The 17,856-nt window shown below is 60.7% G+C and carries 14 protein-coding genes, 2 tRNA genes and 2 pseudogenes; 4 read left to right on the top strand and 14 right to left on the bottom strand.

Annotated features, from left to right (window positions below):
* Window positions 1-87 precede the first annotated feature (87 nt).
* From rplI to rnr, 6 genes are all read right to left on the bottom strand, one after another.
* Complete coding sequence (rplI, locus tag VRB54_RS02430; RefSeq protein ID WP_003171376.1) at window positions 88-534, bottom strand: 50S ribosomal protein L9; 447 nt, start codon at window positions 532-534, stop codon at window positions 88-90.
* Between the two features lie 18 nt (window positions 535-552).
* Entirely contained in the window at window positions 553-1,446 is an 894-nt protein-coding gene (locus VRB54_RS02425; RefSeq protein ID WP_231422392.1) for a hypothetical protein, read from the bottom strand.
* 36 nt (window positions 1,447-1,482) lie between these two features.
* Window positions 1,483-1,713: a 30S ribosomal protein S18 gene (rpsR, locus tag VRB54_RS02420; RefSeq protein WP_002551829.1), complete on the bottom strand. Its 231-nt coding sequence runs from the start codon at window positions 1,711-1,713 to the stop codon at window positions 1,483-1,485.
* Window positions 1,714-1,741: 28 nt separating this feature from the next.
* Entirely contained in the window at window positions 1,742-2,164 is a 423-nt protein-coding gene (rpsF, locus tag VRB54_RS02415; protein ID WP_003236224.1) for a 30S ribosomal protein S6, read from the bottom strand.
* Between the two features lie 310 nt (window positions 2,165-2,474).
* Window positions 2,475-3,230, bottom strand: a complete 756-nt coding sequence (gene rlmB / locus VRB54_RS02410) for a 23S rRNA (guanosine(2251)-2'-O)-methyltransferase RlmB (protein WP_012721924.1) — start codon at window positions 3,228-3,230, stop codon at window positions 2,475-2,477.
* Window positions 3,227-5,857: a ribonuclease R gene (rnr, locus tag VRB54_RS02405; protein WP_338479388.1), complete on the bottom strand. Its 2,631-nt coding sequence runs from the start codon at window positions 5,855-5,857 to the stop codon at window positions 3,227-3,229. The genes rlmB and rnr overlap by 4 nt, the downstream gene beginning before the upstream one ends.
* 225 nt (window positions 5,858-6,082) lie before the next feature.
* On the opposite strand from rnr, the gene VRB54_RS02400 reads away from it, so the two are divergent.
* The 4 genes and pseudogenes from VRB54_RS02400 (at window position 6,083) to VRB54_RS02385 (ending at window position 9,131) form a co-directional block, all read left to right on the top strand.
* Window positions 6,083-6,169: transfer RNA gene (locus VRB54_RS02400), tRNA-Leu, on the top strand.
* 155 nt (window positions 6,170-6,324) lie between these two features.
* Window positions 6,325-6,411, top strand: a tRNA-Leu gene (locus tag VRB54_RS02395).
* 143 nt (window positions 6,412-6,554) lie between these two features.
* Window positions 6,555-7,578, top strand: a pseudogene (locus tag VRB54_RS02390) (extracellular solute-binding protein).
* Window positions 7,578-9,131: an iron ABC transporter permease gene (locus tag VRB54_RS02385; RefSeq protein WP_338479387.1), complete on the top strand. Its 1,554-nt coding sequence runs from the start codon at window positions 7,578-7,580 to the stop codon at window positions 9,129-9,131. The pseudogene VRB54_RS02390 and the gene VRB54_RS02385 overlap by 1 nt, the downstream one beginning before the upstream one ends.
* A gap of 88 nt (window positions 9,132-9,219) precedes the next feature.
* On the opposite strand, the gene VRB54_RS24450 is transcribed toward VRB54_RS02385, so the two are convergent.
* From VRB54_RS24450 to hfq, 8 genes and pseudogenes are all read right to left on the bottom strand, one after another.
* Window positions 9,220-9,924 (bottom strand): methyl-accepting chemotaxis protein, encoded by a 705-nt coding sequence (locus tag VRB54_RS24450; RefSeq protein WP_416195188.1) that lies wholly within the window; start codon window positions 9,922-9,924, stop codon window positions 9,220-9,222.
* Window positions 9,925-10,125: 201 nt separating this feature from the next.
* Window positions 10,126-10,179 (bottom strand): annotated as a pseudogene (locus VRB54_RS24445) (hypothetical protein); the annotation flags it as partial.
* A gap of 1,114 nt (window positions 10,180-11,293) precedes the next feature.
* Window positions 11,294-12,583, bottom strand: coding sequence for an adenylosuccinate synthase (locus VRB54_RS02375; protein ID WP_338479385.1), 1,290 nt, complete (start codon window positions 12,581-12,583; stop codon window positions 11,294-11,296).
* A gap of 54 nt (window positions 12,584-12,637) precedes the next feature.
* Window positions 12,638-13,825, bottom strand: coding sequence for an ATP phosphoribosyltransferase regulatory subunit (locus VRB54_RS02370; RefSeq protein WP_338479384.1), 1,188 nt, complete (start codon window positions 13,823-13,825; stop codon window positions 12,638-12,640).
* 303 nt (window positions 13,826-14,128) lie between these two features.
* Window positions 14,129-14,995: a protease modulator HflC gene (gene hflC / locus VRB54_RS02365; protein ID WP_209987893.1), complete on the bottom strand. Its 867-nt coding sequence runs from the start codon at window positions 14,993-14,995 to the stop codon at window positions 14,129-14,131.
* The gene (gene hflK / locus VRB54_RS02360; RefSeq protein ID WP_003236241.1) at window positions 14,995-16,170 is read right to left on the bottom strand and encodes an FtsH protease activity modulator HflK; all 1,176 of its coding nucleotides are present in this window, start codon (window positions 16,168-16,170) and stop codon (window positions 14,995-14,997) included. The genes hflC and hflK overlap by 1 nt, the downstream gene beginning before the upstream one ends.
* 96 nt (window positions 16,171-16,266) lie before the next feature.
* Window positions 16,267-17,568 (bottom strand): ribosome rescue GTPase HflX, encoded by a 1,302-nt coding sequence (hflX, locus tag VRB54_RS02355; protein ID WP_338479383.1) that lies wholly within the window; start codon window positions 17,566-17,568, stop codon window positions 16,267-16,269.
* Between the two features lie 12 nt (window positions 17,569-17,580).
* Window positions 17,581-17,841, bottom strand: a complete 261-nt coding sequence (hfq, locus tag VRB54_RS02350; RefSeq protein WP_003171355.1) for an RNA chaperone Hfq — start codon at window positions 17,839-17,841, stop codon at window positions 17,581-17,583.
* Window positions 17,842-17,856: the final 15 nt, after the last annotated feature.

The following is a 17,856-nucleotide window of genomic DNA, read 5'->3' as shown; positions in this document are numbered from 1 at the left end:
TAGAAAAACAAAAGGCACGACCTGTAAACAGGATCGTGCCCGATGTTAACCGGCTGGCACGCGAGGTGCCACCCAGTTAGGTGCTGCTTAAGCTGCTACCACGACAACGCGTACGGTGGCTTCAACTTCGGCGTGCAGGTGCACGGCTACGTCGAATTCGCCTACGTTGCGGATGGTGCCGTTCGGCAGACGAACTTCGCTCTTCTGCACTTCAACGCCGGAGGCGGTCAGTGCATCAGCGATGTCGTGGGTGCCGATCGAACCGAACAGCTTGCCTTCGTCACCGGCAGTGGCAGTGATAGTCACTTCCAGCTCAGCCAGTTGGGCAGCGCGAGTTTCGGCCGACGCTTTTTTGTCTGCTGCGGCTTTTTCCAGCTCGGCACGACGCTCTTCAAACGCAGCCAGGTTGGCAGCGGTTGCAGCGGTGGCTTTGCCGTATGGCAGCAGGTAGTTACGACCGTAACCGGCCTTAACATTTACTTTGTCGCCCAGGTTGCCCAGGTTGGCGACTTTTTCCAGAAGGATCAGTTGCATGTGAAAATCCTCTAACTTTTAACCTTCACCGTTCGCGTTATCGGCGTCTTTCGGCGCCAGACGACCGCGAAAATCAATCAGGCCGTCGACAATGGCCAAAACCACGAGTAACGGATAAATCAGCTGCATGAACAGCACCAGCGTCACGTACAACCCCACCAGCCAGAACCTGGCCAGGCGCTTCTGCGCCACTAGCCCATGAATCAGGGCCAGCCCGGAAAACACCAGCGGTACGCTGCAAAACAGCAATAACAGGGCTGCCTGTGGACCGAAGTTCGGTCCGACCACCATGCATGCCAGCAGCAACATCGCCGGGCCCGCAGGGATTCTGATGCTGCGAAACTCGCGACCAAAACCACCCGGGTTGTACAACAACGCCTGCCAATAACGCCCAAGCATCAGGCTCAGCAGGCTGACGACCTGCAACACCACCGCCATCAGGCCGATCAGGGCCGGTGCTATCAATGCTGCGAGACGCGCTCGCTCGTCTACCGACAATTGCTGGTAGAGCTCCCCGAGAGCCGACGGCAGGACCTTGACGATCTCTTGCGCCAGCGCCTCGATTTGCGGGTGGAAAGCCGCGCCGAGCAACACTGAATACACCAACCCCACTGCCACGCTGACCAGCAGCGTGCGGACCCAGGACTCACTTGCGCGCAAAACCAGCGCAAGGCTTGACGAACCCAACAGCACCATAAGCACCTTGGGTTCGCCCAATTGCAGCCACCAGACAAGGCCGGCCAACAATCCCAGGGCCAGGACGCCAATGGCATCCTGCAAACCGCGCCGCAGGAGCACAAGGCATCCGGCGGCAGCACCCAACCAATACAACAACGGCAATGCCGCACAGCCGGCCACTACCAGAGTGGCCTGCATACGACCGCGCATGATGAACTCAGCTAAGGCGCGCATGCATTCAATCCCTTACTACTTGTCGACTGCCCGGTCTCAGCGGCCGTGGCTGTCGGTGTAGGCCAGCAGGGCCAGGAAGCGGGCGCGCTTGATAGCGGTGGCCAGCTGACGCTGATAACGTGCTTTTGTACCGGTGATACGGCTTGGAACGATTTTGCCGGTCTCGGATACGTAGGCTTTCAGAGTGTTGAGATCTTTGTAATCGATCTCTTTCACGTCTTCAGCGGTGAAGCGGCAGAATTTACGACGACGGAAGAAACGTGCCATTTGATAGGCTCCTTAAAAGGTCCGTGGATTACTCGTCAGCGTTATCGCTGTTGTCGCTGTCATCACTGTCAGCGCTATCAGCGCCTTCGTGCTCAGGACGGTCGCGACGCTCACGGCGCTCACTGCGGTTTTCTTCAGCCTTGAGCATCTCGGATTGGCCGGTAACGGCTTCTTCGCGACGGATGACCAGGTTACGGATCACTGCATCGTTGTAGCGGAAGTTGTCTTCCAACTCGGCCAGGGCCTTGCCGGTGCATTCAACGTTCAGCATCACGTAGTGAGCCTTGTGAACATTGTTGATTGCATAGGCCAGTTGACGACGGCCCCAATCTTCCAGACGGTGGATTTTGCCGCCGTCTTCTTCGATCAGCTTGGTGTAACGCTCAACCATGCCGCCGACTTGCTCGCTTTGATCCGGGTGGACCAAAAAGATGATTTCGTAATGACGCATGAATGCTCCTTACGGGTTGTAGCCTGCCGCTCAAAAACGGTCAGACAAGGAGTGAATGACACTTATGGATCTTGCCGCAGGGGAGACACATGCGTGCCTGCCGGGTGGGCAAGGGGCGCAATTGTAGAGAAGGGGAGGAACAGGCGCAAGGTGATTGGTGATTATTTGAACAATGTTCCAAACACCGCAAAACAACTGTGGGAGGGGGCTGCCTCCCGATTGCGGTGGGTCAGCAACATCATCTGTCACTGACCTACTGCTATCGGGAGCAAGCCGCCTCCCACATTTTGCATCCATGCCAGGCCAAAAATTACTTTTTGGTCTTGGCCTTGGCGCCACGCTGACGCCGGGCTTCGAACAGGCAAACACCCGTCGCAACCGACACGTTGAGACTGCTGACGCTACCCGCCATCGGCAGGTGCACCAGGTAATCGCAATGCTCACGAGTCAAGCGACGCATGCCTTTGCCTTCAGCGCCCATGATCAGGATGGTCGGGCCAGTGAGGTCCTGGTCATAAATACTGACCTCAGCCTCCCCCGCCGTGCCCACAACCCACAGGCCGCGCTGCTGGAGTTTTTCCAGGGTGCGCGCCAGGTTGGTCACGGCCACCAGCGGAATCACTTCCGCCGCGCCGCAGGCAACCTTGCGCACCACAGGCGTCAGGGTGGCCGACTTGTCCTTGGGCACAATCACCGCCAGGGCGCCGGCGGCATCCGCCGAGCGCAGGCAGGCGCCAAGGTTGTGCGGGTCGGTCACGCCGTCCAGCACCAGCAGCAGCGGCGCACCTTCGGTGCGGTCGAGCAACTCGTCGAGCATGGCCTCGCCCCACACCTGGCTCGGGCTGACGTCAGCAACCACGCCCTGGTGCACACCTTCGACCCACACATCCATTTCACGGCGCTCGGCCTGGCCGATGGCGACTTTATTCTGGGTCGCCAGCTCGACCAGCGCCTGCACGCGTGGCTCGCTGCGCCCTTCGGCCAGCCATACCTGTTTGACGCGCTTGGGATGGTGACGCAGCAGTGCTTCTACGGCGTGGACGCCGTAGATTTTTTCCAGACTCATGACTTGGCCTTAGGTTTGCGCGACCCGCTACTTTTGGCAGGGGCCGAACCCGTCTTGGACGGGCCTTTACGGTGTTTACTGGTCTTGCTCGAGGTTTTTTCCGCTGTTTGGGACTTTCCCCCAGACGCCGCTTTACCACCGCTTTTGGCTTCGTTGAGCAACTGCTGCTTCAACTCGCGGCTCTTGCGCAGCTCAGCGTTTTTCGCCGCAGCATCGCTAGGGCGATAGGCTTCCGGGGCCTTGTCCTTGGCAGAGGAACGACGGCCCGACTTGGCAGGCGCAGACTCTGTCGCTGCTGTTGCGGCAGCCGCTTTGCCTTTCGAGGTCGGCGCCGTGGTGTCGCTGCCGCGTTTTTTACGGCCGGCCGGCTCGGTCGGCTTGTCAGGCATGCCGAAGTCGATCTTGCGCTCGTCGAGGTCGACGCGCATGACCTGCACTTCTACCGTGTCGCCCAAACGGAAGCTGCGACCGCTGCGCTCGCCCGCCAGGCGGTGATGCACAGGATCGAAGTGGTAATAGTCGCCCGGCAAGGCGGTGACGTGCACCAGGCCCTCGACGTAGATGTCGGTCAGCTCGACAAACAGGCCAAAGCCAGTCACGGCGGTGATCACACCCGGGAACGACTCGCCCACGCGGTCCTTCATGAACTCGCACTTGAGCCAGTTCACCACATCGCGTGTGGCTTCATCGGCGCGGCGCTCGCTCATGGAGCATTGCTCGCCGAGCTGCTCCAGAGCGGCTTCGTCGTACGGATAAATCCGCGCTTTCGGAATGCTCATGGCACCGGCGCGCTTGACGTGCGGGGTGTCTTGCCTGGAGTGGATCACGCTGCGGATCGCCCGGTGCGTGAGCAGGTCCGGGTAACGGCGAATCGGCGACGTGAAGTGGGTGTACGCTTCGTAATTGAGGCCGAAGTGACCCTGGTTATCGGCGCTGTACACCGCCTGGCTCAGGGAACGCAGCATCACGGTCTGGATCACGTGGTAATCCGGACGGTCCTTGATGCTGGCCAGCAGTGCCTGGTAGTCCTTCGGCGTCGGGCCGTCCTTGCCTTTGTGCAGAGACAGACCAAGCTCACCGAGGAACGCGCGCAGTTTTTCCAGACGTTCCGGCGGCGGGCCATCATGCACTCGGTACAGCGCAGGGATTTCGTGTTTTTTCAGGAATTCAGCAGTGGCCACGTTGGCCGCCAGCATGCATTCCTCGATGAGCTTGTGCGCATCGTTGCGGGTGGTCGGGGTGATTGCGGCGATCTTGCGCTCGGAACCGAAGACAATTCGGGTTTCCTGGGTTTCAAAATCGATCGCGCCACGCACATGACGAGCGCCCAGCAACACCTTGTACAGCGCGTAGAGCTGCTTGAGGTGCGGTACCACGCCAGCGTACTCGGTACGCAGGGCCTTGGCTTCGCTGGTTTTCGGTGTTTCCAGGATGGTGCTGACCTTGTTGTAGGTCAGGCGCGCCTGGGAGTGAATCACCGCTTCATAGAACTGGTAGTCGGTCATTTCGCCGGTTTTCGAGATGGTCATCTCGCACACCATGGCCAAACGGTCGACTTTCGGATTCAGCGAGCACAGGCCGTTGGACAGCTGCTCGGGCAGCATCGGGATCACGCGCTCAGGGAAATACACGGAGTTGCCGCGCACCTGGGCTTCGTTATCCAGCGCAGAGCCGATTTTCACGTAGCTGGACACGTCGGCAATCGCGACATACAGCTTCCAGCCGCCGGAGAACAGGCGCAGTTTGCCGGGTTTGGCTTCGCAGTAGACCGCATCGTCGAAGTCGCGAGCGTCTTCGCCATCGATGGTGACGAACGGCAGATGGCGCAGGTCGATGCGCTTCTCTTTGTCCTTGTCTTCCACTTCCGGCTTGAGCTTGCGCGCTTCCTTGATGACCGCTTCGGGCCATACGTGAGGAATATCGTAGGTGCGCAGCGCAACGTCGATCTCCATGCCCGGCGCCATGTAGTTGCCGACCACTTCAACGATATCGCCCTGAGGCTGGAAGCGCGCCGTTGGCCAGTGGGTGATTTTCACCTCGACAAACTGGCCGACCTTGGCGGCGCCATTGCGGCCCGGGGTGATCAGCACTTCCTGCTGGACCTTGGGGTTATCCGGGACAACAAAGCCGATGCCGCCTTCTTCGAAGTAACGGCCGACGATGGACTCGTGGGCGCGGGACACCACTTCGACAATCACACCTTCGCGGCGACCGCGACGGTCCAGCCCGGAAACACGTGCCAGGGCACGGTCGCCATCGAACACCAGGCGCATTTGCGCAGGGCTCATGAACAGGTCATCGCTGCCGTCATCCGGGATCAGGAAGCCGAAGCCGTCACGGTGACCGGCAATGCGGCCCAGGATCAGGTCGAGCTTGTCCACGGGCGCGTAGGTGCCACGGCGGGTGTAGATCAACTGAGCGTCGCGCTCCATGGCACGCAGACGGCGGCGCAGGGCTTCGAGCTGGTCTTCGGTGGTCAGACCGAACTCTTCAACCAGTTGCTCGCGGCTAGCAGGCGAACCCCGATCGGCGAGGTGCGCCAGGATCAGTTCGCGGCTAGGAATAGGGTTTTCATATTTTTCCGCTTCACGAGCGGCCTCGGGATCGAGGGACTGCCAATCGGCCATTAGAGAGTTTTCACCTTGTCTATATAGGGGTTAGTTTGGCATACGCGTATTGAAACGGGAAATTTCAGGCATCAACAAGCCCTTAAAAGGCCTTTTGTCCCATCGGTTGCACACCTTGCACGACCATTGGCGAAGTTTTCCAGAGTTTTTTGATGGCTGGGGTTTACAGCTTAAAGTCGGCTCCGTATAGTGCGCGCCATCGACGACGGCAACGTGGTTGATGCTGCCCAGGTGGTGAAATTGGTAGACACGCCAGCTTCAGGTGCTGGTGATCGCAAGGTCGTGGAAGTTCGAGTCTTCTCCTGGGCACCAAAATTCAGATTAAACCCGCGAAAGCGGGTTTTTTCGTTTCAGCCCTTTGATTTTTAACGGAAAAATTGATTTATATTTTTCGAGCCAGGGGTTTACAGATTAAAAAGCCCGCCGTATAGTTCGCCCCATCAACAGCGGCAACGTTGCTTGATAATGCCCAGGTGGTGAAATTGGTAGACACGCCAGCTTCAGGTGCTGGTGATCGCAAGGTCGTGGAAGTTCGAGTCTTCTCCTGGGCACCAAATTCAGATCAAACCCGCGAAAGCGGGTTTTTTCGTTTCCGGGGTTTGAAAACTTCCCGGCGATTAACCCTTCGCCCGTACTTGAGAAGTTTTATCGTTTATCCTTGCAAAGATTTGTTGCTTTCAAGCGAGGAAACCGTCGGATGACTATCCGCTCTACCCATCTCAAGACATCCCTTCTGCGTGGCCTGACTCTCACTCTACTCAGTCTGACCCTGCTCTCCCCTTCGGCTCACAGCGCCGACAAGGTCTCACTGACCCTCTACAACGGCCAACACAAAGAAGTCGGCGATGAACTCGCCAAGGCCTTCGAAGCCAAAACCGGCATTCACGTCAACGTGCGCAAAGGCAGCAGCAACCAGCTGGCCAGCCAGATTGTCGAAGAAGGTGAGCGCTCCCCGGCCGACGTGATCTACACCGAAGAATCCCCCCCGCTCAATAAACTGGGCGAGCAAGGCCTGCTGGCCAACATCGACGCCAGCACCCTCGACGTGTTGCCCAAGGACTACGTGGGCAGCAAGGGCAACTGGATGGGCGTGACCGCCCGAACCCGTGTGGTGGCTTTCAATCCGAAACTGATTGCGGAAAAAGACCTGCCCAAATCGGTGCTGGATTTCGCCGGCCCCGAGTGGCAAGGCAAAGTCGGCTTCGTGCCTACCAGCGGCGCATTCCAGGAACAGGCCGTGGCAATCCTCAAGCTGCACGGGCGCGAAGCGGCTGAAGAATGGCTGACTGGCCTGCGCGCCTTCGGCAAGGTGTACAGCAACAATATGGTTGCGCTCAAAGCGGTGGAAAATGGCGAAGTCGCCACCGTACTGGTGAACAACTACTACTGGTTTGCCTTGAAGAAAGAAAAACAACCTGGACTCGCAGCTGCATTACTTCACCGATGGCGATGCGGGCGGCCTGATCACGGTATCCTCGGCAGCCGCACTCAAATCCAGCAAACACCCGAAAGAAGCCCAGCAGTTGCTGGCGTTCATGGCCAGCGAAGACGGCCAGCGTGTGATCACCAACACCTCAGCCGAATACCCGCTGCGCAAGGGCATGCAATCGAGCCGTGGCCTCAAGCCATTCTCTGAGCTGCAACCGCCGAAAGTCACGCCTGCCGACCTTGGCAACGCCGAGGAAGCCCTGGAGCTGGAACGCGAGGTTGGCTTGAACTGATGAGCCCATCGCTATCGGCGCCGGGGTTCATGCCCCGGCGCAAACGTCCGTCGATCTGGCTGCTGTTGCCCGTGCTGTTGCTGGTTGGCCTGAGCCTGCTGCCGCTGGTCTACGTTGGGCTCAAAGCCTGGCAGGCGGGCTGGTCGCAGGCGCTGCACCTGCTGTGGCGGCCTTACGTGTTCGGCCTGCTGCGCAATACTTTGGCGCTGATGGTCGGCGTTACCGTGGCGTGCGGCGTGATCGGCCTGTCCCTGGCCTGGCTGCTCGAACGCAGCAACCTGCCGGGACGGCGTATCTGGGGCGTGATCCTGTGCCTGCCGTTTGCGGTGCCCGCATTTGTCAGCAGCTTTACCTGGGTGTCGCTGAGCGCCAATTTCGAAGGGCTCGGCGGGGCGATCCTGGTGATGACGCTGTCGAAATACCCGCTGGTGTTTCTGCCAGTGGCGGCAACCCTGCGCAACTTGGATCCGTCTCTTGAAGAGTCGGCGCGCACGCTGGGACACAATCGCTGGGGCGTGTTCGTGCGCGTCACCCTGCCCTTGCTGTGGCCGTCCCTGCTGGCCGGTGCATTACTGATCGCGCTGCATATGCTGGTGGAGTTCGGCGCCCTGTCGATCATCGGCCTGCAGACCTTCACCACGGCGATCTACCAGCAATTCGAACTGGAGTTCAGCAACGCCAACGCCGCAATGCTGTCGGCGGTGCTGCTGGTGATGTGCCTGACCCTGCTGTGGCTGGAGCTGCGTGTGCGCGGCAAGGGCCGACACGTGCGCATCGGCCAGGGCGCGGCGCGGCATGCCGGGCAGGTGAAGCTGGGCCAGTGGGCGCCGTTGGGCCAGCTGTATTGCCTGGCGTTGGCGGTAATCGGCAGCGGCATTCCGCTGGGCATGCTCGGGTATTGGCTGGCGGTGGGTTCGTCGGCCGCATTCCCGCTGGCCGAGATTGGCGAGGCGCTGCTGTCGTCCCTGGCGCTCTCGCTGGGCGGCGCGGCGCTGTGCCTGGTGCTGGCGGTGCCGGTTGGGCTGCTGGTGGTGCGCTACAAAGGCCGACTGGCGATCTGGGCCGAGCGTCTGCCCTATCTGCTGCACGCTCTGCCAGGATTGGTCATCGCCCTGACGCTGGTGTATTTCGCGCTGCACTATGTGCCCGTGCTGTATCAAACCTCGGCGCTGTTGCTGATCGCTTATGCGCTGCTGTTTTTACCGCTGGCCCAGGCGCCGATTCGTACAGCCCTGAACAAGGCTGCGCCGCAACTGGAAGAGGCGGCGCGCACCCTGGGCGCGTCGTCGTTCAGTGCGTTCTGCCGGGTAACCCTGCCGATTATTTTCCCGGCATTGGGTGCGGCATTTGCGCTGGTGTTTCTGGATGCGATGAAGGAATTGACGGCGACGTTGCTGCTCAGTCCGACCGGGCTGAATACCCTGGCGACTGCGGTGTGGGCGCATACCTCGAATATAGAATTTGCCGCGGCGGCGCCTTATGCGGCGTTGTTGATTCTGGTGTCGGGGTTGCCGGTGTATTTGCTGACGACTCGGATGTATCTGAGCCGCTGAAATCGCTATCGGGAGCAAGCCCCCTCTCACATTTGAAGGTATTCACACATCAAAATGTGGGAGGGGCTTGCTCCCGATAGGGCCAGCACTAGGCCCGAAACTGTCCCAGACTGGCCTTAAGCTGCGCCGCCAACCCATCCAGCACCTTGCCACTGGCCGTGGTCTCCACCACCGCCTGCGCCGCGCGCTCGGCCTGGGCATGGATCACCTCCACCCGCCCACGCACCGCATGCGCCCCCTGGGCCTGATGCTCGGCCGCGCGCGTCGCCAGGCCGATGGCCGCGTGCACTTGCTCCACCGAGGCCTGCACCGTCTGCTGCAAGCGCACACTGTCACGCAACACCAGCAAACCTTCACTGGCCTGGCGACCGGCCTTGCCGATGGTTTCCACCGCCTCGCGCGCGCCCTGCTGCAACGCGACGATATGCGCCTGGATGTCACCGGTTGAGCTTTGGGTCTTGCTGGCCAGCGCACGCACCTCGTCCGCCACTACCGCAAAGCCGCGTCCGGTCTCACCGGCACGCGCCGCTTCGATGGCCGCGTTGAGCGCCAGCAGGTTGGTCTGTTCGGCGATGCCATGGATCACGGTCAGCACCACTTCGATCTGCTCGCTTTGCTGCGCCAGCCGCTCGATGACCTGAGAGCCCGCCTGCACCTGCCCCGCCAGCGCCTCGATCAAACTGCCGACTTCGGCCGAAGTGCGCGCGTTTTCATCGGTGGCCTGGCGAATATCCACCACCTGCTGCAACGCCGCCTGCATCGCCTGGCTTTCGGCCTGGGCTTCATCAGCCATCTGCGAAAGCTCGCGCAGGCTCTCGGCCACCTCATCGCGCTGCAAGCCGGCCGCAGCATCGGCGCCGGCATTGCGCAGGGTCATGGCGCCGATTTCCACCCCGGTGCGCTGGGCCACATCGCCCGCCTCGCGCACGATCGGCTGCAACTTATCCACAAAGCGATTGACCGCCGAAGCCATGGCGCCGATTTCGTCCTTACTGTTAATTTGCACGCGCCGGGTCAGGTCGCCGTCGCCCGCAGCCAGGTCATCCATGGCGGCAATCAACAGTTTCAGGCGATTGACCACGCGCCGTCCCAGCACGATGGCGATCAGCAGCAGCACCGCCAAGCCCACGATGGCGAGCCCCATACCGATGCGCCAGCGCAGCGTGCCCGCCGCATCCTGCACGGCATCGGTGGTGTTGGCGGTCATCTGGTTGGCGGTGACCTGGGCTGATTGCAGACGCGCGCCCATGGCGGACGCGCTGTCAGCGGCTGCGCCCTTGAGGCTGTCGCCCACCAGTTGATCGCCGCTGGCGATCAACGCGGCGAAGCGTTTGTCGAGGGCTTGCAGATTCGCCTCCACCGAGGCGGTCGAAACGCCCATGCGCACCTTGCCAATCTCGACCCCATTGGGGCTGATGGATGCTTCGACGTAGTACACGGCAGGATCGGACCTGGCCGCATCCAGCACTTTGTCGAGGGCGCGCTCACCGGCGCCCTTGGCCAGCAGCGCCTGGTTGATCGGGTTTTCACGATTGAGGTAGCGAGTCAGATGCTCACCCGTAGCGTCGTCGTAGACCACGAACAACACGTTGGGATTGCGCTGGGCGCGCCGGGCGAACTCGGACAACGTCGGCACATCGCTGTCCCACATGGCGCGCGGCGCCACCGAGGCCAGCAACTGCGCCATGTCGTTGGCGGAGTCTTGCAGGTCTTTTTCCAGAGTCGCACGCAGTTGCTTCTGCTCTTCCTGCAGGCGTGTTGAAAGCCCTGCGGTCAGACGCTGGCGCGTGCTGGTCGACAAGCTCTCCAGACTCGACGTGACTTCCTTGCCGGCCTGGGCCAGTTCGCCTGACAGCTTTTCGCTGTCGACGCCCAGACGCGCGGCCAAATCCGCCTCCAACGCTGTGACCGTGCTCCGCGTCAGCGCGACGGCGACCAGCACTTGCACCAAAAGGGCGATACCCAGAGTAACGAACACCGGACGCAACAGACGACTTTGTAACACTGAGAGAACGGCAGACATCGGTAATCCCTCGACCACGGGTGCCACTAATTTGATAGCACCGCGAAAGAGAGAATAACAGCAAGTGTCGTGCCGTCTGGCAGACGCCCATGAAAAAGGGCTCCCGAAGGAGCCCTTTGCTTTTTACATCAATCGCTTATCAAGCGAACGGATGGCGCAGAACGATGGTTTCGTTGCGGTCCGGCCCCGTCGAAATAATGTCGATCGGCGCCCCGATCAACTCTTCAACGCGTTTGATGTAGGCACGGGCGTTAACCGGCAGCTCTTCCAGGGTCTTGGCGCCCACGGTCGATTCGGTCCAGCCCGGCACTTCTTCGTACACCGGCTGCAGGCCTACGTAGCTGTCAGCGTCGGTCGGTGCCACATCATTACCTTGCGCATCCTTGTAGCCGATGCAGATGTTGATGGCTTCCAGACCGTCGAGTACGTCCAGCTTGGTCAGGCAGATGCCGGAGATGCTGTTCACATCGATGGCGCGACGCAGGATAACGGCGTCGAACCAGCCACAACGACGGGCACGGCCGGTGGTGGCGCCGAACTCGTGACCCTGCTTGGCAAGATGCGCGCCCACGGCGTCGAACAGCTCAGTCGGGAAAGGACCCGAGCCCACGCGGGTGGTGTAGGCCTTGGTGATGCCCAGGATGTAGTCGAGGAACATCGGCCCAACGCCCGAACCGGTGGCCACGCCGCCAGCAGTGGTGTTGGAGCTGGTCACATACGGGTAGGTACCGTGGTCGATGTCCAGCAGCGAGCCCTGGGCGCCTTCGAACATGATGTCCTTGCCGGCGCGACGCAGGTCGTGCAGCTCGGCGGTCACGTCCAGCATCAGCGGCTTGAGCAGCTCGGCGTATTCCTTGCACTCGGCCAGGGTCTTGTCGAACTCGATGGCCGGCTCTTTGTAGTAACCGACCAGCATGAAGTTGTGGTAATCCACCAGTTCACGCAGCTTGTCTTCAAAGCGCGGCATATTGAGCAGGTCGCCCACACGCAGGCCACGACGGGCAACCTTGTCTTCGTACGCCGGGCCGATGCCGCGACCGGTGGTGCCGATCTTCAGCTCGCCACGCGCCTTTTCACGGGCCTGGTCCAGGGCAACGTGGAAGGACAGGATCAGCGGGCAGGACGGGCTGATACGCAGGCGCTCGCGCACCGGCACGCCTTTTTCTTCCAGCTTGGTGATCTCGCGCAGCAGGGCGTCGGGGGCTACCACCACGCCGTTGCCGATCAGGCACTGCACGCCTTCGCGCAGCACGCCCGACGGGATCAGGTGCAAGACGGTTTTTTCGCCATCGATGACCAGGGTGTGGCCAGCGTTGTGGCCGCCCTGGTAGCGCACTACGGCGGCAGCATGTTCGGTCAGCAGATCAACGATCTTGCCTTTGCCCTCATCACCCCATTGGGTGCCCAGGACTACGACATTCTTACCCATAACACTTGTCCTCATTCGCGCAAACTTGGTGCCGGCGATGGCCGGCAGGAAAACTCAAGAAGCCAGTGGCGATACTTGCCAAAGCCCGTTCTGCTGAATCAATTGCCGGTCGCAGTCCGCTTCACGGGCGGCGGCCAATGGCTGCCCAGGCAAAGCCTGGACCACACGCTGACCCTCACTGCGCAACTGGCAAACCTGCTGCCAGAGTGCTGTGTCCGTACTGTCGGGCATCCAGATGCCACCAGACGGCAGCTCGACCTCAGCACGCCCCAGGGTCACCAGGGTTTTCAAATCGGTGGAAAAGCCGGTTGCCGGACGCGCGCGACCGAAGTCAGCGCCGATATCGTCATAACGACCGCCCTGGGCGATGGCCTGGCCAACACCCGGCACAAATACGGCGAACACCACACCCGTGTGGTAGTGGTAGCCGCGCAACTCGCCCAGATCAAAGTACAGCGGCAACTGCGGGAAACGCGCCGACAACTGCTCGGCGATGGCCTGCACGTCGTCCAGCGCGGCCAATACCGATGCCGGCGCATTGGCCAGGCGCTCACGCGCGGCCACCAGCACTTCACGGCCACCGCACAGGTTGACCAGCGCACGCAGCATGCCGGCCAGGTCTGCAGACACGCCTTCGGTGAGGGCAATGACTTCATCGATGGCCTTGCGTTGCAGGGCATCGAACAACTGCTGCTCCACTTCGCCGGACAACCCGGCCGCACGGGCCAGACCACGGTAGATACCCACGTGGCCCAGGTCCATGTGCACATCCGGCACGTCAGCCAGTTGCAGCATGGCCAGCATCAGGCTGATCACTTCAACGTCGCTGCTCGGGCTGGCGTCGCCATACAGCTCGGCACCCAACTGGATCGGGCTGCGCGAAGACGACAGGGCACGCGGCTGCGCATGCAGCACGCTGCCGGCGTAGCACAGACGGCTCGGGCCTTCGCGGCGCAGCGTGTGCGCGTCGATGCGCGCAACCTGTGGCGTGATGTCGGCACGAAAGCCCATCTGCCGGCCCGATTGCGGGTCGATGACCTTGAAGGTGCGCAGATCCAGGTCCTGGCCCGCGCCGGTCAGCAGGGATTCCAGGTACTCGATATGGGGAGTCACGACAAACTCGTAACCCCAGCTCTGGAACAGATCCAACACCTGGCGACGCGCGACTTCAATGCGCGCAGCCTCTGGTGGCAGTACTTCTTCGATGCCATCTGGCAGCAGCCAGCGGTCTACCGTTGCCATTACGCCATTCCCCTTTGATCCGGGCGGCCAGCCCTCGGCCGAGCCTTGAGTGAAGCAGAAAACACCCGCCCCTTGCATAAACCACGCGCAAGAGCGACGTGACGAACGGCCTGTAAATGGCCTCGTCGGGCACTTTCCTCGAAAAACCTGTGGCGCCTGCGCGACCATCAACAATCAAACATGCAGACGCAAAAAAGCCGGGAATTTCCCGGCTGCCGCATCATACACCCGTTTTCTGAAAGGATCACCCCGCCCGGCATTTTAGCCGCCCGACGGAGTGGTTCCTGCACAGTGACGAGCTGATTACTTGGCTTTTTCCAGGTAGCGGAAGAAATCGCTGCTTGGGTCCAGCACCATGACGTCAGTTTTGTTCGCGAAGCTTTCGCGGTAGGCACGCAGGCTACGATAGAACGCGTAGAACTCCTGGTCCTGGCCATAGGCCTTGGAGTAGATCGCCGCCGCTTGCGCATCGCCATCACCACGGGCCTCTTCAGACTCGCGATAGGCTTCCGCCAGCAGGACACGACGCTGACGGTCGGCATCCGCACGGATCCCCTCAGCCAGTTCGTTACCCTTTGCGCGGTGCTCACGTGCCTCACGCTCACGCTCGGTGCTCATACGTTCGAACACGCTGCGGTTCACTTCCTTGGGCAGATCAATGGCCTTGACGCGCACATCGACCACTTCAATACCCAGTTCCTTTTCCGCCATGGTGTTCAGCGAGCGGGTGATATCCGCCATCAGCGCATCACGCTCGCCGGATACCACCTCGTGCAGAGTGCGCTTACCGAACTGGTCGCGCAGGCCCGACTCGAGACGCCGCGACAAACGATCATCGGCAAGCTGCTTCTGGCCGGAGGTCGCGGTGTAGTACCGCTCGGCATCCTTGACGCGCCACTTGGCGTAGGCGTCAACCATCACGGCTTTCTTTTCCAGGGTCAGGAAGCGCTGCGTTGGTGCATCCAGGGTCATCAGGCGACCGTCGAACTTGCGCACCTGATTGACGTAAGGAACCTTCACATGCAGTCCGGGCTGGACATCCGCCTGGACCACGCGACCGAATTGCAGCAGCACCGCGCGCTCGGTCTGAGCGACGATGTAGAAGCAGTTCCAGGCAGCGATGACCACGACGACGCCCACAATCAGGGCGGTCAGCGATTTATTGCTCATCAACGACTCTCCCTGGTACGTGTTTGCTGTTGCAGCAGATCCGCGGCCGCACGGGCGCTGGCTTCGTTGGCAGCGGCGTTCGAACCGGTCGACGGCGCGCTGGCGCCACTACGACCACCTTCGATCATCTTGTCCAGCGGCAGGTACAGCAGGTTGTTCTGCCCGCCCTTGCTGCCGGTCACGAGAACCTTGCTGGTGTTGCTGAAGACTTCCTGCATGGTATCCAGATACAGACGCTCACGGGTGACCTCGGGTGCCTTGCGATACTCGGCAACCAGCTTGGTAAAGCGATCCGCCTCACCCTTGGCGCGCGAGACCACTTCGTCACGGTAGCCGTTGGCATCTTCAAGGATGCGCTGGGCCTGACCACGGGCTTCCGGCACGACGCCGTTGGCGTAGGTTTCAGCCTGGTTGCGCGAACGCTGCTCGTCTTCACGGGCGCGGATCACGTCGTCGAAGGCTTCCTGCACTTCACGCGGTGCCGCTGCGCTCTGCACGTTCACCTGGGTGACGGTGATACCGGTGCGATACGTATCGAGGAACCGTTGCAGGCGCTCCTTGATTTCGCTGGCCATCAATTCACGACCTTCGGTCAGCACCTGATCCATGGCGGTGGAGCCCACCACATGGCGCAAGGCACTTTCGGTTGCGTGTTGCAGGCTGATTTCCGGCTGGTCGACGTTCAGCACGAAGTCCTGCAGGTTGGTGATCTTGTACTGCACGGTCAGCGGCACTTCGACGATGTTTTCGTCTTCGGTCAGCATCTGGCCCTGCTTGGTATAGGAACGCTCACGTGTAACGTTCTCCATGTACTTCTTGTCGATCGGCGGGAAGTAGATGTTCAGGCCCGGCCCGACCGTCTCGTAGTACTTGCCGAAGCGCAGCACCACGGCTTGCTCCTGCTCGTCCACCACGTAAACGGCGCTGTACAGCCATACGGCCGCCAGCACGACAAGACCCAGGCCCAGCAGGCCATAGCCACCGCCCTTGCTTGTGCGACCGCCGTCGTCACCACCCCGTTTTTTCCCACCACCGAACAACCCATTCAGGCTTTCCTGCAGCTTTCGGAAGGCCTCGTCGAGATCTGGTGGCCCCTTGCGGTCGCCATTATTGCGGCGCTTACCACCCCAAGGATCCTGATTATTCGAGTTGCCACCCGGCTCATTCCAAGCCATAGCGCTCTCCATCTGATAAAGCAAAGACGCGCCCACGGCGCGCCGACCAATGCTACAGAATGCCTGCCATTGCGGCACAACCGCTTTAGGAGGCTTTTATTGCAAAGTGTGTTGTTCGATGAACTCCTCTGGTACCTCACCCTCGCGGCTGACCAGCCGATTGAGCTCCGAGCGCGGCAACCGAACGGCCAGCAAGCTGACACCTTCTTCGTCGTGTTCTTCTTTCTGTACGGCGCCCAGTTCGAAAAACTGTGCACGCAGTCGAGCAAAACGCTGCGGCAAGCGCAAGGTGCCGACGAACAAATCACTGCCGAGCAGTTCGGCAATCGCTTGTTCAAGCAGCTCCAGACCACTGCCATCACGCGCCGACAGCCACACCCGCTGGGGTACGCCATTCTCGTCGCGCTGGATTTGTGGCTCAACGCCTTCAAGCAAATCGAGTTTGTTATAGACCTCGAGGATCGGCAAGTCCTGGGCACCAATCTCGCCCAGTACCACCATCACCTGTTCAATCTGCAGCATGCGGTCCGGTTCGGCCGCATCGATCACATGCAGCAGCAGGTCGGAATTGCTCGACTCTTCGAGCGTAGACCGAAAGGCCTCGACCAGCTTGTGGGGCAAGTGACGAATGAAACCTACCGTGTCTGCCAGGACAATCGGCCCCAGGTCGCCTATATCAAGGCGGCGCAAGGTCGGGTCGAGAGTGGCGAACAGTTGGTCGGCGGCATACACGTCCGACTTCGTCACATTGTTGAAGAGCGTGGATTTGCCAGCGTTGGTATAGCCCACCAGCGATACGGTAGGAATATCCGCACGCGAACGGCCCCGACGCGATTGCTCGCGCTGGCTGCGTACCTTCTCCAGGCGCCCCTTGATCTGGCGCAAGCGCACCCGCAGCAGGCGTCGGTCGGTTTCGAGCTGGGTTTCACCCGGACCGCGCATGCCGATACCGCCACCCTGACGCTCAAGGTGAGTCCAGCCGCGCACCAGACGCGTACTCATGTGGTCAAGCTGGGCCAGTTCGACCTGAAGCTTGCCTTCATGGGTGCGGGCGCGCTGGGCAAAAATATCGAGAATCAGACCGGTACGGTCGATCACGCGACACTCGAAAACACGTTCGAGGTTGCGTTCCTGACTGGGCGTAAGGGTGTGATTGAAGATCACCAGATCGGCTTCTTCAGCGTGGACCAGGTCGCGCAGTTCTTCGACCTTGCCGCTGCCGATCAGGTATTTGGCGGTTGGCCGATGACGCGGCACGTTAAAAAACGCAACGGTCTCGGCGCCGGCCGAATTTGCCAACTCCTGAAACTCCTGCGGATCTTCGCGCGCCTCAGGGTCCTGTCCATCCAAGTGAACGAGGATTACTCGCTCACCACCACCGTGGCGCTCAAAGAACAAAGGAGACTCCTATCAGGCGTTACCTGGCTCAGCGTCAGCTGCATCATCACCTGCTGCGCTAGGCAGACGGATTGGACGGACTGGAACGACTGTCGAGATAGCGTGCTTGTAGACCATCTGGCTGACGGTGTTTTTCAGCAGGATCACGAACTGGTCGAACGACTCGATCGTGCCTTGCAGCTTGATACCGTTAACCAGGTAGATGGAAACCCCCACTTTCTCTTTACGTAAAGTGTTCAAGTAAGGGTCTTGTAGCGAATGCCCTTTTGACATGTGTCGCACTCCTTT

It is taken from the genome of Pseudomonas trivialis, assembly GCF_036864995.1.
Taxonomy (GTDB): Bacteria; Pseudomonadota; Gammaproteobacteria; order Pseudomonadales; family Pseudomonadaceae; genus Aquipseudomonas; species Aquipseudomonas trivialis.
This window is presented reverse-complemented; position numbering and strand designations above follow the sequence as displayed.